12 protein-coding genes are annotated in these 20,472 nt (G+C 35.0%); 6 read left to right on the top strand and 6 right to left on the bottom strand.

Annotated elements, in window-relative coordinates:
* Nucleotides 1-7 precede the first annotated feature (7 nt).
* Nucleotides 8-1,525, top strand: coding sequence for a RagB/SusD family nutrient uptake outer membrane protein (locus Q4566_RS11680; protein ID WP_303421331.1), 1,518 nt, complete (start codon nt 8-10; stop codon nt 1,523-1,525).
* Between the two features lie 73 nt (nt 1,526-1,598).
* Nucleotides 1,599-2,333, top strand: coding sequence for a 23S rRNA (guanosine(2251)-2'-O)-methyltransferase RlmB (gene rlmB / locus Q4566_RS11685; protein WP_303421334.1), 735 nt, complete (start codon nt 1,599-1,601; stop codon nt 2,331-2,333).
* Here rlmB and Q4566_RS11690 read toward each other — a convergent pair.
* Complete coding sequence (locus Q4566_RS11690) at nt 2,330-3,061, bottom strand: rhomboid family intramembrane serine protease (protein ID WP_303421335.1); 732 nt, start codon at nt 3,059-3,061, stop codon at nt 2,330-2,332. The genes rlmB and Q4566_RS11690 overlap by 4 nt on opposite strands.
* 144 nt (nt 3,062-3,205) lie before the next feature.
* Between Q4566_RS11690 and Q4566_RS11695 the strand changes: the two genes are divergently transcribed.
* The gene (locus Q4566_RS11695; RefSeq protein ID WP_303421576.1) at nt 3,206-4,483 is read left to right on the top strand and encodes a replication-associated recombination protein A; all 1,278 of its coding nucleotides are present in this window, start codon (nt 3,206-3,208) and stop codon (nt 4,481-4,483) included.
* Nucleotides 4,484-4,494: 11 nt separating this feature from the next.
* Here the strand turns inward: Q4566_RS11695 and Q4566_RS11700 are convergent, their stop codons facing one another.
* From Q4566_RS11700 to radC, 3 genes are all read right to left on the bottom strand, one after another.
* Entirely contained in the window at nt 4,495-5,265 is a 771-nt protein-coding gene (locus Q4566_RS11700) for a hypothetical protein (protein WP_303421336.1), read from the bottom strand.
* A 107-nt stretch (nt 5,266-5,372) separates the two neighbouring features.
* A complete protein-coding gene (locus Q4566_RS11705; protein WP_368506629.1) occupies nt 5,373-6,602 on the bottom strand; it encodes a polysaccharide deacetylase family protein in 1,230 nt (409 codons plus the stop codon).
* 71 nt (nt 6,603-6,673) lie between these two features.
* Nucleotides 6,674-7,372, bottom strand: a complete 699-nt coding sequence (radC, locus tag Q4566_RS11710) for a DNA repair protein RadC (protein ID WP_303421339.1) — start codon at nt 7,370-7,372, stop codon at nt 6,674-6,676.
* Between the two features lie 118 nt (nt 7,373-7,490).
* Here radC and Q4566_RS11715 point away from each other — a divergent pair, with 118 nt between their 5' ends.
* Nucleotides 7,491-8,378 (top strand): dienelactone hydrolase family protein, encoded by an 888-nt coding sequence (locus Q4566_RS11715; RefSeq protein WP_303421341.1) that lies wholly within the window; start codon nt 7,491-7,493, stop codon nt 8,376-8,378.
* A gap of 104 nt (nt 8,379-8,482) precedes the next feature.
* Nucleotides 8,483-11,101, top strand: coding sequence for a mechanosensitive ion channel family protein (locus Q4566_RS11720; protein WP_303421344.1), 2,619 nt, complete (start codon nt 8,483-8,485; stop codon nt 11,099-11,101).
* 87 nt (nt 11,102-11,188) lie between these two features.
* Here the strand turns inward: Q4566_RS11720 and murC are convergent, their stop codons facing one another.
* Both murC and Q4566_RS11730 read right to left on the bottom strand, forming a co-directional pair.
* Nucleotides 11,189-12,544, bottom strand: a complete 1,356-nt coding sequence (gene murC, locus Q4566_RS11725) for a UDP-N-acetylmuramate--L-alanine ligase (protein ID WP_303421346.1) — start codon at nt 12,542-12,544, stop codon at nt 11,189-11,191.
* A 274-nt stretch (nt 12,545-12,818) separates the two neighbouring features.
* Nucleotides 12,819-13,769, bottom strand: a complete 951-nt coding sequence (locus Q4566_RS11730) for a lipopolysaccharide assembly protein LapB (protein ID WP_303421348.1) — start codon at nt 13,767-13,769, stop codon at nt 12,819-12,821.
* Nucleotides 13,770-13,990: 221 nt separating this feature from the next.
* Between Q4566_RS11730 and Q4566_RS11735 the strand changes: the two genes are divergently transcribed.
* A complete protein-coding gene (locus Q4566_RS11735; protein WP_303421351.1) occupies nt 13,991-20,470 on the top strand; it encodes an alpha-2-macroglobulin in 6,480 nt (2,159 codons plus the stop codon).
* The last annotated feature ends 2 nt before the right edge of the window (nt 20,471-20,472 follow it).

Here is a 20,472-nt window from a genome sequence, read left to right on the forward strand (position 1 = left end):
AAGAAAAATGAAAAAAACATATTTAAAAACACTATTAGTTTCAGCCATTTCAGTTCTTGCTGTAGGCTGTAGCTCTGACTTCCTAGAAGAAACTCCAACAGAGAATATTTCTGTTGATGACGTAGCTAAAACAGGAGAAATTTATGCTGGTGTGCTAGCAGGTACCCTTACAGGTATTTCTAACGCAACCTTTACAACAGGAACTGGAGGAACAACTGACCACGAGGATTTCGGACAAAAAGGTTACGATGTCTATTTAGATTTCCTATCTGGTGATTTAGCTTTAACTGCCAATAACTACAACAGATATGGTAGATTTGTACAATTCCAAACGACGAACGACTTCACGCAAACCATTGGTAACTATACCGCTTGGAGATACTACTATAGATTAATTTCATATGCAAATGGAATTATCGATGCCATAGGTGGTAACAATGCTACCATTACGCCTGCTAATGCAGTGACTATGGGACAAGCTAAGACTATGCGCGCTTATGCATACTTCTATCTAACCCAATTATACATCCCTGAGTATACACCAACAAGTAAAGTATTACCATTATATATAGATTCTAGTGGTGTAGCTCTACCACAAAGTGAAACTCAAGAAGTTTATGCACAGATGGTTGACGATTTAACACAGTCTGTTACTTTACTAGATGGTTACTCAAGAAGTGAACTGTACCAAGTAAACCAATCGGTAGCTAAATCATTACTAGCTTACGTATATGCTGCTATGGGTGGAAGCTCAAATAACCTAAAGGCTAGAGATTTAGCAAATGAAGTTATCGCAGAATCAGGTGTACCTATCACAACTAAAGAACAAACCGTAGGTGGTTTCAATAGAATCGATCAAAATCCAAGTTGGTTATGGGGTATTGACATTACTACTGATGCTGGTTTAGATTTAATCTCATGGTGGGGACAAGTTGACATTTATACTTATAGCTACCAATGGGCTGGAGATAAAAAAGCAATTGATGAAAATTTGTATAATGCTATCGATGATAACGACATCAGAAAAACTCAGTTTGCTAATGCTGATGATGTTGCTGATGAAGCAAACCAATTAAATGGTACTGAATTATTAATTCCTTTTAAGAAATTCTATAATGGTAATAGAGTAAGAGGAGGTCAACGTGTTATTGAAGACGATTATGTTTTCATGAGAATAGATGAGTTATATCTTTTATCTGCTGAATTATCAGCAAGAGAAGGTTTCGAAGCTGAAGCTAAAGACAGACTAAAAGAAATTTTAGTAGAACGTTTCGATGATCCTGCAGACTACGCTTATGTTGATGCACTTACTGGTCAAGATTTACAAGATGAAATTTACTTACAAACAAGAATTGAATTCTTTGGTGAAGGAAAAAGTTTCTTAGCACTTAAGAGAAATAAAGGTACAGTAACAAGAGGACCTAACCATGCATATTTAGCTGGTGAGTCTTGGCCTTACAATGATGATATCTTAACATTCGAAGTTCCACAAAGTGAAGTTCAAAATAATCCTTTTATTAACTAGTCCACTAAATAGTTAATCAAATTGTAATTTAAAACCACCTCAAACGAGGTGGTTTTTTTATACCTTTACGCCAATGGAAGATCAAACACAAATATTCGGCATAAGAGCAATAATTGAAGCAATTAACGCTAATAAAACTATAGATAAAGTATTCCTTCAAAAAGGTTTAAGTGGCGACCTATTTACCGAGCTAGAATCTTTAGTTAACAAAAAATCAATTAACAAATCTTATGTTCCTGTTGAGAAACTAAACAGACTCTCTAAAGGGAATCACCAAGGTGCCGTTGCTCAAATTTCACCTATTGCTTTTCATGATATGGAAACTCTAGTTTCCAATGTAATAGAATCTGGTAAAACACCTTTATTTCTGCTTTTAGATCAATTGAGTGACGTTCGAAATTTTGGAGCTATCATAAGAACTGCTGAATGTACAGGAGTCGACGGTATTATAATTCAGAAAAAAGGAGGCGCCCCTGTAAATGGCGATACCATTAAAACAAGTGCTGGAGCTGTTTTTAAAGTACCTATTTGTAAGGTAGATCACATTAAAGATGCTGTATTTTTTATGCAGGCATCAGGAATTAAAGTCATTTCAGCTACCGAAAAAACAAACGACACCCTTTACGATGTTTCTTTTACAGAACCATGTGCAATCGTCATGGGATCTGAAGGTCGTGGTATAAACCCGTCTATCATAAAAGTGTCTGATGCGAAAGCAAAACTCCCACTACTAGGCGAAATTGAGTCTTTAAATGTATCTGTAGCTTGTGGCGCTTTTTTATACGAAGTATTAAGACAACGACGCTAGTCCACCTCTTTTTCTTCCTTATAAATGTAGTTATAGGTTATTGGGTTTTGCTCCTCCTCTATTTCTAGGTGCTCTATGAAGTTTCCGTTTTCATCAAAGTGTTTTAAAAAAGGATCATCATCTTCATTGTAATCATCTTTCTCCCAAACATACTTTTTGGGTTTAGCGATTTGCTTTCTAAAAATGAGAGCAAAAAGTAGCCCCGTTATTAATCCTGCCAAATGACCTTCCCATGAAATACCATCTTCAATGGGTAGTGTATGCCAAATCATACTTCCATAAAGAAAGACAACAACTAGCGACAAGGCTATTAACCTATAATGCTTAGCAAAAACGCCTTTAAAAAAAGTAAAACTTACTAATACATATATAAGTCCGCTTGCCCCTATATGATAAGAAGGCCGCCCAATACACCAAGTTAAAAATCCTGATATTAAAATACCGTAGACTAGCACCTTCCAAGCAATTGGCCTATAGAAATAAAATAACGCTGTAGAGAGTACAAATAAGGGAATCGTATTATGATATATATGCTTTATATCTCCGTGTATAAACGGACTAAAAACAACACCCCTTAAACCCTGGAAAGTTTGAGGATAGACACCATATTTATTAAAATGATAGCCAAAACGCACCTCAAACCAGAAAACCAACCAAATGAATAACACAAAAAACAAAGGGTATGCGATAACACCTGTTGAAAATTTAAATTGGTTATTTGAATTCATAAACTAAATATAACAAATAGTTATCCAAAAGAGCTCTTGTGCTAAATTGACAGTTTTGAGTAACCAGCAATATGAATATTTAAAATTCTTTTGGCCAATTTCTATCTCAAGCCTAATAAATATTTTAATTTTACATTTATGAACGTGAATGAACCTTTAGCTGAAAGACTCCGACCAAAAACCCTCAAAGACTACGTGAGTCAAACTCATTTGGTTGGAGAAAATGGTGCGTTAACACAGCATATTAAACAAGGTTTGATTCCATCCATGATTTTTTGGGGACCTCCTGGCACGGGAAAAACAACGCTAGCTAATATCATAGCTACAGAATCTGGAAGACCATTTTACACTTTAAGTGCCATTAATTCTGGTGTGAAAGATATTCGCGATGTTATTGATAAAGCCAAACAAAGTGGTGGTTTATTTACCACCAAAAACCCGATTTTATTTATTGATGAAATCCATAGATTTAGCAAATCACAACAAGATTCACTTTTACAAGCCGTTGAAAAGGGTTGGATCACTCTAATTGGAGCCACAACCGAAAACCCTAGTTTTGAAGTCATTTCGGCACTTTTATCACGTTGTCAAGTTTATATTCTTAATGCTTTTAATAAAAACGATTTAGAAACACTTTTAAATCGCGCCATTGAGTCTGACGAATTTCTATCAAAGAAAAGTATTAAACTGAAAGAAACCACCGCGCTATTAAAACTTTCAGGTGGTGACGGCAGGAAACTACTTAATATCTTTGAACTCATTGTTAACTCTTATAATTCTGAAACGGTTGAAATTACCGACGAAGCCGTTTTACAACGTATTCAAAACAATACGGTTCGATATGACAAAACGGGTGAGCAGCATTACGATATTATTTCGGCATTTATAAAGGCCATTCGTGGGAGCGATCCTAATGGAGCTGTATATTGGTTAGCTCGTATGATTGAAGGTGGTGAAGACGTTAAATTTATTGCCAGACGTTTGCTAATCGCTGCTAGTGAAGATATTGGAAACGCAAATCCTACTGCTTTAGTAATCGCGAACAACACATTCCAAGCAGTTTCTACAATAGGTTATCCCGAGTCTAGAATAATTTTGAGTCAATGTGCCACCTATTTAGCATGTTCTCCAAAAAGTAATGCAGCCTATGCAGCCATAGGCATGGCGCAACAATTGGTGAAACAAACGGGGGACTTAAGTGTGCCCTTAGAAATTAGAAATGCACCTACAAAACTAATGAAAGAATTAGGGTATGGCAGCGATTACAAGTATGCCCATAACTACGAGAATAATTTCGCACCCCAAGAATTTCTTCCCAACGAGATAAAAAACACGAAATTGTATGACCCTGGGAATAATGCCAGAGAAAATGCACATCGTGAGTTTTTAAAAAATCGGTGGAAAGATAAATATGGTTATTAGAACAGAAAACACTAAAACTTAATATTAAGAACTTGTTGTTTTAAAACATCATTTTCATAATATTCAAGCACCCATTCATCCCCTTTTTTATAAACAGTAGCACTTTTCCCTTGGACTAAAAACATATCCCTGGCATTAGTTTTCTGTAACTTATAAACCACTTTAGGGGTACTATCTACGAGTTGATAACCGTTTTCTATTTTTTGTGCATATAAAATACCATTACCTGTTTCAGGAACTTCCACATTTGATGACGCAGCAACTAATGGCACTGCAGCAACAGTTGCGACTTGTGGTGCCGCTTTTACTGCCGGAGTAAGAGGCACAGGTGCCGCCACACTTTTGCTTTCATATTTATAGTTTAGTGTTTCAATGGATTTAAAGGCATCTCTTAAGGCTAAATTATAAGCCGTTTTATACTCCTTTTCTCGACTCGTACCTTCTTGAGAGGTAAAAACAACTTGATCAGAACAATTTTTAAGAACAACGGTAAGCTTAGTTTTAAATAAACTAGAATTCTTCTCTAAATTAGACTTTAATCCTAAACATCTATTTTCGGCCAAATCTTGCGGATAATCCCCTGCACCTTCCGTAACAGCTGTAAAGCCATATTTTTCAAATAAAAATTCTGTCAATGAATTCAGTTGATATTGATCTGCTTCATTTAAAAATTCATATTTACTTGGTACTATAACATATTTATATGCGTTTAAACTTTTTTGAGCAAAAGTTACTGTCGCCACAAAAAGCCCTAAAGTTAATGATAGAAATTTCAATTTCATTTTTTTTGTTTTTAATTAAATCATCAATTGTAAAGATACGTTTTTCAAAATTCTAAGTCCCATGTAAAAATATGGCAACCTCATAAACATTAAACTTAATTAAGTTACTAGTTTTCTTCTACGGAGTCTAAAATCAAGTTAAACAACTCCTTGAACCCTTCCCATTTTTTATCTTCGGAAAACGTATAATTATGAAAAACCGGTACAAACTCACCATTTACAGCTTTAATAGCATTGATAAGCTCGTTTAAAACCTTCTTTTTATCTAATAGGGACCATTGCTTTAAAAGCGCTGTATCCATGAGTTGATAAGGCGTAATTTTTAATGGGGTTTGCACTTCATAATCCAAATCATAAAACAAAAATGGCGTACATGAACCTGCTCTAAAGCCAAGATGATTAATATAACCCATAGTATAATCTTCCTTGATTTCTAAAGCAATAAGGTTTCTATAGGTTTCAGGTAAGTTTAGTTTAGAGTGAGACTGCCTTGAAGCTTCCAGGTTTGTATTCAGAATATATTCCATCTTTTCCTTTTCACGCTTTAAACGTTTAGCATCATCCAAAGCGAAATATGAAATTTTCAACCCCACTTTACAGTAATCTGCTACATGTTTTATCAAGGAAACAAAATCCTTTTTATTTGGGCTAACCCCTTTATCATACGTTGATAATTGACCAATTAAGAAAAAGAAAACAAATTTGGAGTTGGTGTTTTTTTGTCTATTCAATAAATACTTAAAAGTATCATGAGGATCGTGTTTAAAACGAAGTAAAACACCAAACCGCTCATAAAGACTAACAAGTTTAAATTTTGAAAAATCTGAAAGGGTCCCTCCTATGGTTCTCAATAATCCTTTAAGCCTATAACTATAAGGACTTGGAACATCGATAACTGGTGTTACTTTATAACTTTTATTAGGAAATTTAAATTTTGGGAATTGTGATTGTAAAGCGGCTTTAAATTTATAGGCCCAAATATCAACAACAGGTTGATGCAGAAAACCTTCTTTATAAGCTAAACTTTCTTCTGCTGTAAAACGTCCAAATTCATCTTTAACATGAGGTAAGTACTCTTCATAACGCGATAACATATAAAAAGCTGCAGAAAAAACATCAAAAGGCATAGCACTTTTATCACTATTAGCAAAAAAGCACTTTGTATTATCCCATTTTTGAATATTAATATCCACATCACTCAGCCCTTGTTCAAACAATATATCGTGGCTTTTAATGAAAAACTCATTTCCAAGCTGCTGCTTGGTATAGGACATTTTTAAACTATCGTGGGCAATAAATTCTTCAATTTTTGTGGTAAACTTAACTTCGAAGCCCAAAATCCTAGTGCATATGTGCTTAAAAATATAATTTAATCGGGGTGATATGTTATGGGTATATACTAAAAGCATTATAAGATGGTTTCATCAGCAAAACTAAAATATGCCTTTTCTGTTATTATTAAATGGTCTAAGACTTTAATATCTAAACTCTGCGCTGCTATTTTTAATTTCTGAGTAATTTGTTTATCTGCTACACTAGGTTTTAAAGCCCCTGAAGGATGATTATGCGATAAAATCAAACCAGTTGCTCCAACCTCTAAAGCTGTTTTTAACACCAAACGCACATCAACTAAAGTTCCTGTGATACCACCTTTACTCAATTGATTCTTTTGAAGCACTTTATTGGAATTATTCAAATAAATAATCCAAAATTCCTCATGCTCAAGTTCACCTATTACAGGTTGCATCAATTCATAAACAGAACGGCTAGAAGTAATCTGCTTTCTCTCTAAAGCTTCTTCGCCTCGACGCCTTCTTCCCAATTCAAGTGCTGCAATTATCGTGATGGCTTTCGCTTCTCCAATACCTTTAAAACTCATAAGCTGTTTCATAGTCAACTTTCCTAAGGCGCTTAAATTATTATCGGTATACGCTAATATACGCTTACTTAAGGCCACGGCACTTTCATCTCGATTTCCTGAACCTATTAAAATAGCCACCAACTCCGCATCACTTAAGGCTGTTTTGCCTTTATTTAGTAATTTTTCTCGCGGTTGATCATCTTGACTCCAATGTTTTATGGTAAATGAGGGCGGTTTTTCTTGCATTCGATAAATATAAATATTGTAAATTTATAAATCAACAAAGGTGAATTTTAAATCGCAGTTTTGTTGAGTACCTTTTTAAGGTCGTGTTAAAAAATTAGAAACTAAAACCAATTTCCCTATGAAACCATTAAAAAAAGAAGATTTAAATCAAGATGTTTTCGATTTATATGATGATTATGCTCATAATAAAATTGACCGTCGACAATTTGTTGAAAAGCTATCTTTATTTGCTATCGGTGGCTTGACGGTTTCATCTCTTTTAAGCTTTGTTTCTCCTAATTATAAAGACACCTTGTTGGTTGACCCAAACGACCCAAAATTAGATTCTGATTACATCAATTACGATTCTCCAAAAGGTGGTGGCACTATAAAAGGGCTGCTTTCAAAACCTAAAGGAACTAAAAAGAAATTACCAGGCGTTATCGTGGTTCATGAAAATCGAGGTTTAAATCCGTACATTGAAGATGTTGGAAGACGTACAGCTATTGAAGGGTTTATTTCACTCGCTCCAGACGCCCTAACACCACTTGGAGGCTACCCTGGAAACGATGATGACGGTAGGGCGATGCAAAAGAAGCGCGATAAAAATGAAATGCTTGAAGATTTTATTGCCGCATACCATTATTTAAAAGGACATCAGGACTGCGATGGTAACGTAGGTGTAGTTGGCTTTTGTTTTGGAGGTTGGATTTCTAACATGATGGCCGTGGAGATTCCAACTTTAAAAGCAGCAGTACCTTTTTATGGTGGACAACCATCAAAAGAGCAAACTTCAAAAATTAATGCACCACTATTACTACAATTTGGTGAATTAGATACTCGAGTAAATGCTGGCTGGCCAGATTATGAGGCTGCTTTAAAGGCATACAACAAGGTTTACAAGGCTTATATTTACGCGGGAGCTAATCATGGTTTTCACAACAATACCACGCCTCGTTATGATGAAGATGCTGCAAAGCTAGCCTGGGATAGAACCATCTCATTTTTTAAGAAATATTTGGTATAGTAAAACGAAATAAACTTAAAATCTAACAGAGTAAAACCATTTTATTCATTGCTGCTGCATGTTTAAAAATGTATATTTCCAGCACCAAACTTAAGTTCTAAACAATGAATTTCAGACATTACTTTTCGTTATTATTTATTTGCTGTATCGGTTTGATTAACATAGAAACCCTAAATGCACAAAATTTAACTCATGAAACAAAGCAGATAGAAGAGATTGACTCAACCAAAGTTCGGCCAAAGGCCATACTCTTAACTAATATTGTACGGGAGATCCAAATAACGAATTCGAATGTAAAAGCTATTCAAAGGAAAATTAAAATTCCAGAGAGCATCAAGAAAATTGATTCGCTTCTCCCTAGATATGCCGAATTCTTAAAATCAGAAGGTGAAGCTACAAACCACTTTATAAAAGCCAATCCAAACGGTCAAAAAGTAGATCTCACCATGATTACTTGGTCAGGATATTCATCATATTTATCAGGATGGATGGATAAGATAAACGACGAACAAGAGCGTAATTCTATATTAATTGAAAACATTATTTTCCAAAATCAAGAATGGCAATTAAGTTATCAAAATGCGATTCACAAAGAAGCGCCTCCAGAGGTTTTAGAATCTATAGAAAACACTTTGGTTGAAGTACAGACCACTAAAAACACCATTTTAGAGAACAATAACTTTTATTTAAAATTAGAAACAAACCTCAGTAAAGAAATTAATTATGTTAAAAGTGTCACCAATGATTTATTAGCATTAAAAAACTCTGAAGTTTACGATTTATTTTATTTACGCCACCCACCTATCTGGAAAACTTCATTTGGAGCGTCTAATAAAGATGTAGCAGAAAACTCTGAAGTAGAGGCTTTACAAGTAAAATCTGCTGAAAACCCCAATGTTGGATCAGACTACATGAGTAGCATCATCTCATTTTTAATCTTTATAGGCATTTTCACGCTTACTATGAGGTATTTTAAACGTGGCTTTCTAAAATACCCATATAAAGATAAAGATGAAGATGTCATTGTAGCAAAAAATTTAATTCTGAAAAAGAATAACTTATGTATCATCTTCCTTTCATGTTTATTTAGTGAATTATTCTTAACAAATTTCCCAAAACCACTAACCGACAGCTTAACACTCATAACTATACTTGCAGCCATTCCCTTGATTACACCTATTATGAGTGATAAGTATAAAAAGATTTTATACTATGTTGCTGTATTTTATATTTTAAATACTGCTAAAACTTATTTCTGGTATTCAGGTTTAGGCTATAGGCTTTACATTTTAGCAGAAGCTGCTCTTGTAATATTCATACTTTACCGTTTCACATCGCCTTACCTTAAAACTCTAAAGACGTTTGAAAAAGGGTTTTCAAAACTCCTTTTCCAATTGGTCCCTGTTGTTTACATATTAGCTACTGTATCTATCATATCCAATATACTTGGTTACACCAACCTAACAGATATCACACTTAAAATCAGTACACAAGGCACCATTGTAACGATGTTATTTTATGCTTTAGCTCTGATAATCAACGGCATTGTGGTAAGTGTTATTCATCGTCATTTTACAGTAAAACACACTTACAGCGCCATTGAAAGAAAAAATATTGAGAAAAAAGCATTAAAACGTGTACGTATTACGGTTTATATGCTTTGGGGTATAGTTTTTTTGGCCATGATCGACGTTTTACGACCTCTTATAACTTCCTTAGGGGATTTCCTATCAGAACCTTATAAGATGGGTAGCCTAACCTTCACGCTTGGTGCAATTGTTAGCTTTAGTTTCACATTATTTATTTCCTTTAGCTTAACAAAACTTGTTTCCTTTTTAATCAATGATGGCGATGGTATTTTAAGATTTTTAAACCTACCTAAAGGCATTCCAGCGGCAATATCTTTAGTCATTCGTTATTTTATTATAGGTTTTGGTACCATCTTAGCGCTGTCTGCTTTAGGAGTCGATTTAAGTAAATTTAATCTTATGGCTGGAGCTTTAGGTGTGGGTATTGGTTTTGGTTTACAAAATATTGTTTCCAACTTTATTTCGGGCTTAATTCTAGTATTCGAGCGTCCTATTTTACCTGGCGATACCGTAGAAGTTAATAATTTATTAGGAACCGTTTCTCGTATTGGCATTAGAGCTTCGAACATTAGTACATTTGATGGCGCGGAAGTTGTTGTACCAAATAACAACCTTATTTCAAATGACTTAATAAACTGGACACTTTCAAACAGCACCAAACGAATTGAAATTTTAATAGGCACCACTTATGATTCTGATCCTAATGAGATTTTAAAGATACTAGTTGAAGTTGCCGAGGAATGCGATTATCTATTGAAAGAACCAGCACCCCGTGCTCTTTTTAACGATTTTGGCGATAGTTCTTTAAATTTCAGGTTGCTTTTTTGGGTTCACTATGAATTAGGTTTACAAGCAAAGAGTGATATCTCAATTGGTATTTACAACCGATTCAAGAAAGAAGGTATTGAAATTCCTTTCCCGCAACGTGATCTTAACCTTAGAAATGTTCCGGAATCTTTTAATCTTATTCCGCCACATGACACACCAGAAACACCTATTGCTCCTGTGATAACAAGCAAAGAAAGTGATGAAGTTGAGAATTTGGATAAAAACCTGAAACGTCCTGTTGTTGATCCTTTAAAAACAGATATTAATTCTGATGGTTCCGACAGTGATGGGGATGGTGCTAAATAAAACAGCTGCTTTTTAGAAACAGAAAAGCGTTAAATTTATAAACTTAACGCTTTTTTTCATTTTATTGAATGTCGTAAATGCCAGTTCTTATTTCATCAAAGGCTTTACGTCATTAAAATCTAAACCACCGTAATTCCCTGAGCTCATTAAAAGTAATGCCTTATTATCAAATTCTTGAGCAAACAAGAAATTTTTAAAATCCTCTGGGTTTGTATAAATAATTAAATCATCACGTTTAAAAGCTTCTGCAATTTGATCGTGAGTAATGGTTTCTAGTTTTTTAATTTCAACAGCATCGGGTGAGTAGAAAACAACTGCCACATCGGCAGCATCTAGTGCCCCTTTATATTCTTTTAAAAATCCTGCATTTAAGCTACTATACGTATGCAATTCTAAACAGGCTACTAAAGTTTTATCTTTATACTGCTCTTTTACAGCTTGCGTGGTTGCCTCCACTTTACTTGGTGAATGTGCGAAATCTTTATAGGCTACGCTTGTTTTGCCTTCTGCTATTTTTTCTAAACGTTTACTTGCCCCTTTAAAAGTAGCAATGGCTTCGTAAAAGTCATCTTCGTCAATTCCCATGTGCTGACAAATCCACTTGGCACCTGCTAGGTTATTCAAATTATGTTTTCCAAAAACCTCTATTGGTAAATCACCTTCGGAAGTTTCTAAAATAGTTTCACCATCTTGAACGGTATATTCTGGCGTTTGATAAGCGATTTTTCGAATAGGGTTTGTGCTTTCTTCAACCACACGCTTTACTTCTGGATCTTCCTCGTTATAATTAATGTTACCACCACTAACAATGGAATCTACAAAAATGCGGAACTGATCCACGTAATTATCATAGGTTGGAAATACATTGATATGATCCCAGGCGATCCCGCTCAATAAGGCAATATTAGGTTTGTAGAGGTGAAATTTAGGACGTCTATCTATTGGCGAGCTCAAATACTCATCGCCCTCTAAAACGATAAAATCATTTTCTTCGGTAAGTTTCACCATAACATCAAAACCTTCCAACTGGGCGCCAACCATGTAATCAACATCTCGATCATGATAATGCATCACGTGCAGTATCATAGAAGTTATGGTTGTTTTTCCATGACTTCCGCCAATAACAACCCTGGTTTTATGTTTAGATTGCTCGTACAGAAATTCAGGATAGCTATATATTTTAATGCCTAATTCTTGCGCCTTTAACAACTCTGGATTATCTGCTTGCGCATGCATACCCAAAACGACTGCATCTAATTGTCCAGTTATTTTTTCTGGAAACCAGCCAAATGTTTCTGGCAATAAACCTTTTGCATTTAGTCGTGATTTTGATGGTTCGAAAACCGTGTCATCACTTCCTGTAACTTGATATCCTTTATTATGTAATGCAATGGCTAAATTGTGCATAGCTGCACCACCAATGGCTATAAAATGTACGTTCATGTTGAGATTTTGAATGTATCAAATATAGTTTTTTCGTTACGAATTCTCGAATGAATTATACTGAAATTACTATTGAAAGGTGTTAATTTATAATGCTGAAATTAATAGGATTTAAATTTCAAAACACTTAACAAGGCAGTAAAATCTATTCTACCTTTGCTAATTTCACAAAGAATGCCCGCGCTAGTGATTGCAGTGGATAGCTTTTGGCGAGCGGATGCTTCGAGCCAAAACTAGTAACGAAAAGCACGACCCTTGTGGTAGCGCCCAAAATTTATAGGTCTAAAATCTCAGCTTTTTCATCTTGAAATTTTTCTTCCTTCGGAAGCTCTTTTAAGGCCAAATTAATATGCTTTAAGGCTTGGTTTTTATCGCTCTGGTAACGATAGATTTGAGATAAACGGTAATGTGCCCAAGCTTTTGGAACTTGGTCTTTTTGAGTGAAATATTTAAGATACTGATTTAAATTAGTCAGCCCTTTCTCGAGCTGAACCTGGTTCATGGCACTCAGTCGACCTATTTGATAACGCAAGGTATTGTCTTGAAGGTTTTGCTGTGCGGTTTCTAGAGTTTCTATGGCTTTTTGAGGCAAGTCTTCATGTTCATAAAGCGTCATTAGTTTCATGTAACAGGTTAATGAACCTCCAACTTTCACGGCTTTTTTGTAATAGGTTTCTGCTTCCTCAAAGTCGTCATCATACTCGTAAATAAAACCTTTAGCAAGATAGCCATCTACTTTAGAAAGGGCTTCCAACTCTTGAGCGTAGCGTAGTGCTTCCTTCTTGCTTCCGCCAATAATCCCGGGCATATTCATATACAAATGCACCAGAGCCCAACGGGTATCAATGTGGTTTTTATCCAATTCGGCAGCCTTAAGAAACGCCTCTCTTATATCGCCAACAAAGGCCATGGCTTTGAGTCTGTTTTCTAAAGCTTTCATCCCTAAAACCGTACCATAGTTATAAAAATAACTAGCATTGGTCTTATCTTTTTCAACGACCATTTTATATGTACTTATGGCTTTGTCCCACTCTTTTTGATAGCCATAGGTATCGCCTAAAAGCGCTCTAGCCTCTAAATTATTTGGATGTTTTTGTAGATAGTTTGTTAAAAACACTTCTGCTTTTTGATACTGCTTTTTCTCAAACAAAGTATCGACCTCAGCAAAATTACCTTGTGAAAAACCTAGGAGTGGTAATAGAATAAAAAGCCAAATTCTAATCATTTAAAATAAGTGTTTATAACAAATGTAAACTTTAATTTACGAAGTATGAATTTATTAGATTAAGCTTAATAAATTAGCGCCTTAAGGCCGGTTTTTTATTTACAAAATGATTAACTTACCTGATTAAACATAAGGTTTCTCAAAAGAATTGTTTTTTTGGAACGGCTTTTGACACCAACTAAACCACAAATTAAATAGATCCTGACACAAACTCAGTATATATGAGGCCTACGCTATTATTAATATTTATTATTCTTTTCTCAAATCTTACCAGTGCCCAAAACCCTTACTCCGATTTATGGGAGAAAGTTGAAGCTTTTGAAGTTCAAGGTTTACCGCAATCGGCTTTAAAAACGCTAAAAACGATTGAAAAAAAGGCTAAACGCGCTGAAAATCATGAACAAATTATAAAAGTCATGCTTTTTAAGAGCAAATTCAATCTAATCTTAGAAGAAGATGCCAAACTGAATATTATCAATGATTTTAAATCTGAAATCGCCAAAAATGAGCGTCCGACTAAAAATGTTCTAGAAAATATTTTAGCTCATTTATACTGGCAGTATTTCAACCAAAACAAAGATCAATTTTATAGTAGAACTAAAACTTCTGAAAAAGTAAACGCTGAAGATTTTAGAACTTGGGACTTACAAACCCTTTTCAATGAAATCCATTTACATTACCAAAATTCTCTAAAAAACGACGATTTAATAAAACAAGAACCGCTAGAAAATTACAGTGCGCTAATAAAAAAACAAGGTAACTCCAGTAAATTACGACCTACATTATTCGATTTTTTAAGTCATAATGCCTTAGAGTTTTACCAAACCAACGAGACACATATTACCCAACCCGCTTATAAATTTGTGTTGGACGACCCGAAATACCTAGGCGATGCCGAACAGTTTTCTACTTTAAAAATAGAATCGAAGGACAGCACTTCGCTACAGTTAAACGCACTTAAAATTCACAAAGCGCTTATAGACTTTCATTTGAAAGACAAAAATCATGAAGCACTTAGCGATGTGGACATAGCCCGCATTAATTTTGTTTACCACCATGCTACTTTTGATGATAAAGAAAAATTAAAGTTAGAAGCTCTAAAAAAAGCGAGCAAAAACATTGAGAACCACGAAAGTTCTGGGTTATATGATTTTGAAATCGCTTCCACTTATTATGAGCAGAGCAAAACTTACAGTCCGAAAACCAATGAAGACAACCGCTGGAAAGCCAAGGAGGCTGTAACACTTTGCGATCAAGTTATTAAAACACATCCAAACAGCAGAGCCGCCGAGAAATGTAAAATTTTAAAAGCGCAGATTGAAGATTTAAACCTTCAAATTACTACAGAAAAGTACCTCCCCGTCGCTAAGGCTTCTCGATTACTCATTACCTATAAAAACCTAGATTCTTTACAGTTTCATGTTTACAAACTTAGCGAACAACAAGTTGAAACCTACGATGATCTATACAGAAAAGACCAAAAACTATCTTTTTTAGAGGAATTAAAACCTACCACATCCTGGTTAAGCAAACTAAGGGATGAACATGATTACCAAACGCACACTACGGAAGTTGTGCTTCCTAAATTAAACAACGGGAAATATTTAGTTTTTGCCAAGGTTAAAAAAGACGAAGACACATTCGCTTTTGCTCACATTCAAGTAACTGATTTTGCCTTGGTTGAAACTGAAACCAAAGCCTTTAAATTGTTTCAAATCATAAATAGAAATAATGGCGCACCCATTGCAAATGCTCAGGTTGAACTATCTTACTTTCCACAAAACTCTAGAACCCGAGAAACCAAAACATTTGAGACCAACAATTGGGGTCAATTTAAAATCGAGAAGGGTGAAGATTGGTATAGAAATATTAAATTAAAAGTAACAAAAAGCGAAGAAACCGCTCATTTTGGAGAATACTACCTCAACAAAAGCTATAAACAACAAAACGAAAATCCAACAAAATACAAGTCCTTTATATTCACAGACCGCAGTATTTATAGGCCAGGGCAAACGGTTTACTTTAAAGCTATTGCCATGCAAATTACAGCAGGTAAATCACAAGTTTTAGCAAGTAGACCTATACTAGCTACGTTGCACAATGTGAATAATGAAAAAGTGACGCAATTGAAACTTAAAACTAATGATTTCGGATCTGTTTCTGGAGAATTTATCCTGCCTAACAACGGCCTTACGGGACGTTATCGCATCTCGATTAACGACAACAATGAACAGATTAATTTATTTACATCACAAAATTTTTCAGTTGAAGAATACAAGCGTCCGAAATTTGAAACGCAATTTGAAACCATTACCGAAACCTATCGTGTAAATGATTCTATAACAGTAAAAGGAACAGCGCAATCTTTTTCAGGCAGTAACATTACAGATGCTAAAGTGGTTTACCGCGTAAAACGCAAAGTAGAATATCCACATTGGTCTTTTGGTTATCGTCCTTTTACTTATAGTGCTGGACAGGAAATTACACATGGAGAAATAAAAACCGATGCTTCAGGCAATTTTGAAATTATTTTTAAAGCGATTCCTGATGAAAGCATCGATAAAACCAGCCTCCCAATTTTTAACTATGAAGTCGTTGCCGATGTGACCGATATAAACGGTGAAACTCATAGCGAAACCACAACGATTAATGTAGGTTACCACGCTTTAACCGCTAATATAAATATTGAAAACCCTATAGATAAAGGTGCCAAAAATCAGGAATTAACCATCGAGACAAAAAACTTAAATGGTGCTTTTGTTCCTGCTGTAGGTGTTATTAAAATTTATAAACTTAAAGCTCCAAACTCCGTTTTAAGAGCACGCCCGTGGAATGCTCCAGATTATCAAGTTTTAACAGAGGATGACTTTAAAGCTTTGTTTCCGCATGAAGCCTATAACGATGAAAACAACTCAGATTCTTGGGAGAAAGGCAACTTGGTTTTAGAGAAGCATTTTAATACGGAAGACTCCAAAACATTAGACTTAGGGCAACTTAATAACTGGCAATCTGGACAGTATATCATCACCTTAGAAACCAAAGACAAATTTGGTCAATTGGTGAAGGACGAAGTGAAAACCAGGCTTTACAGTGATTCAGACAAAACATTAGCCGACAATGAACTTTTCAGTATAACCACTAGTAAAACAGATTACACCATCAACGAATCTGCTTATATCACATTAGCCTCTTCAGCTGAAAATGTTTCGGTAACAGTAACTATTGAAAAAGATAGAAAATTCGTAAAAACCGAAATTATAAAATTAAGCAACAATAAAAAGACCATCTCAATTCCTATCACAAAAAACGACGTTGGTGGTTTTGCGGTTCACTATAGTTTTGCGGCTTTTAATAGTTACCAATCTAGCACAAAAGTAATTTCTGTGCCCTACCCAAAAACAAATTTAGAGATTGAAACTTTAACTTTTAGAGATAAAATTCAACCAGGAGGCGAAGAAACATGGCAGTTTAAAATTAAAGGACCAAACGGAGAAAAAGTAAGCACGGAGTTTTTAGCTAGCATGTACGACGCTTCTTTAGACCTTTTTAAACCACATACCTGGAATTTTAATCCTATTAATAAACCCACTTATTACACTAGAAGTTACAGCAACGCTTATAACAACTTTAAGATACAGAATTTCACAGCGTATAACCCGAAACGCACTTACGCGTACCCAGAACAAGAATACGACCAATTTAACTGGTATGGATTTGACATGAATAACGACAATACGCATAAACGTTATTTAAATCAGCTACGCTCTAAACAAGAGTCGAAATACAGCAGTTCGGTAAAAAAAGGCTTTGTTTCAGGAACTGTTTACGACGAAACTGGAGCTCCAATTCCTGCAGTAAATGTTATAATTAAAGGCAGTCATAAAGGAACGATGACTAACTTTGACGGTAATTTTTCTATTGAAGCAGACAAAGGAGACGTTTTAGAAATTAGCTATATCGGATACGATTCGCAAGACATTACCATAGGCAACAAAAACTTTTTTCACGCTTATTTAACAGCAAATAACAGCCATCTTGAAGAGGTCACGGTTATTGGTGTGGGCGCTGCTCCAAGAGCCGTAACGAACCTAACCGGGGCCGTGCAGAAAATGGAAGCGGAAGAAATGGAATCGGATGTGTCAGTTTCAGATTCGGTAACCATAAGAGGAAGTTCTAGTATTCCTGGAAACAACAAAGCATTATATATTGTTGATGGAAAAATCACCGAAGACATTTCACAAATAAACCCAGACGACATAATTTCTATTAATGTTTTAAAGGACAAAGCATCAATAGCTATTTACGGCAGCAAAGGAGCTAACGGCGTAGTTGTTATTAACACTAAAAATGGTTTGAATGCCATTTCTCAAACTGAAGTTAGAACAAATTTAAAGGAAACTGCTTTTTTCTTTCCGCAGTTAAAAACCGATCAAAACGGCAACATCAGTTTCAGTTTTAATACACCAGAAGCTTTAACGCAATGGAAACTTCAATTATTAGCACATACCAAATCATTAGAAAGTGCTACTAAAACCTTAACAACGATCACTCAAAAAGAGTTAATGGTGACACCAAATGCTCCTCGTTTTTTACGTGAAGGCGATCGTATTACCATCAGTTCAAAAATTGCTAACCTAACAGATAAAACAATTTCTGGTGATGCGATGTTACTCTTAACCGATGCCATTTCTGGGAAAGATATAAACATAAGCCTTGGCAATGCTGTAAACAACAAACCTTTTTCGGTTAATGCACATGGCAACACAGAGGTTTCATGGCAATTAAATATCCCTGAGAATATACAAGCTATACAATATAAAGTACTTGCAAAATCGGAAACCTTTAGTGATGGTGAACAAAACACCTTACCGGTTTTATCTAACCGTATGTTGGTTACAGAAAGCTTACCGATGTGGATTAAAAGTAACGAAACAAAAACCTTCACCTTAGACAAACTCAAGAACAACACTTCAACAAGCCTTACAAACCATAAGTTAACTTTAGAAGTAACTTCCAACCCTGCTTGGTATGCCGTTCAAGCTTTACCTTATTTAATGGAGTACCCTTACGAGTGTAATGAGCAAACTTTCAGCAAATATTACGCAAATGCTTTAGCGCAGCATATTGTAAAATCGAACCCGAAAATTGAAGCCGTTTTTAATCAGTGGAAATCACAAGATGTTTTAATTTCTAACCTAGAAAAGAACGATGAATTAAAGTCAATCTTAATTCAAGAAACCCCTTGGTTACGTGATGCACAAAGTGAAACAGAACAGAAAAAACGCATCGCTCTACTATTCGATTTAAACAAAATGAATAGCGAATTACAAACGACTATTAATAAATTGAAATCGAATCAACTCCATTCTGGTGCTTGGCCATGGTTTAATGGCGGGAGAGAGAATCGCTATATCACGCAACACATTATTACAGGTTTTGGTCGTTTAAAACAACTTAAAATTGATTCGGAAACTGCTACTGAAATGATTAAAAATGCTATCAAATATCTTGATGACCAATTTATTAAGGAATATGAAGCACTAAAAAAACACGACGAAAAAATAGATTTAAGTAAAGATCATTTAAGTGCGACACAACTGCATTATTTATACATGAGAAGTTTCTTCCCTGAAATTGAAAAATCTAATGAAGTTGAAACCACCATCAAATATTACCAAACACAAATTGAAAACTACTGGTTAAAACGTCCTTTATATTCTAAAGGTTTAATGGCTTTAATTTCTTTTAGAAATAACGATTTAAAAACAGCCAATGCGATTATAGAATCATTAAAGGAAACCAGCATCACTTCAGAAGAATTGGGCATGTATTGGAAAGAAAATACGAATTCATGGTTTTGGTACCAAGCCCCTATTGAAACTCAAGCCCTTTTAATTGAAGCTTTTTCAGAAATTAAAAAAGACACAGAAACCATTGACAACTTAAAAATCTGGCTCCTTAAAAACAAGCAAACAAATCACTGGAAAACAACGAAAGCAACAACTAATGCGGTTTATGCTTTATTACTTCAAGGTAGCGATTGGTTAAGTATTACCGATATGGTTGATGTGACAGTAGGAAATAAAACAATTAAACCCGCTAAATTAGATAATGTAAAAACGGAAGCTGGAACAGGTTATTATAAAACCTCTTGGACTGCTAATGAAATCACACCTGCAATGAGCGAAGTAACCCTTACCAAAAAAGGAGATGGTATCGCTTGGGGAAGCTTGTATTGGCAATATTTTGAAGATTTAGATAAAATTACAACTGCAGAAACACCGCTGAGTATTAAGAAAAAATTATTCGTTAAACGTGATACAGATTTGGGTGAAGAAATTACCGAAATAACACCTAACACCTCCCTTAAAGTAGGTGATCTTGTTCGCGTACGCATCGAATTACAAAGTGATCGCGACATGGAATTCCTTCATATGAAAGATATGCGTACTGCTGGTTTAGAACCAGTAAACGTTATTTCAACTTATAAATGGCAAGATGGTTTAGGCTATTATGAAAGCACCAAAGACGCCAGTACGAATTTCTTTTTTGACCGATTACCAAAAGGTATTTATGTTTTTGAATATGACTTAAGAGTGAATAATGCTGGAGACATGAGTAATGGCATTACCACCATCCAGAGTATGTATGCACCCGAATTTAGTAGCCACAGTGAAGGCATTCGAATTAAAACTGAATAAAC

It is taken from the genome of Tamlana sp. 2_MG-2023 (assembly GCF_030548465.1).
Lineage (GTDB): Bacteria > Bacteroidota > Bacteroidia > Flavobacteriales > Flavobacteriaceae > Pseudotamlana.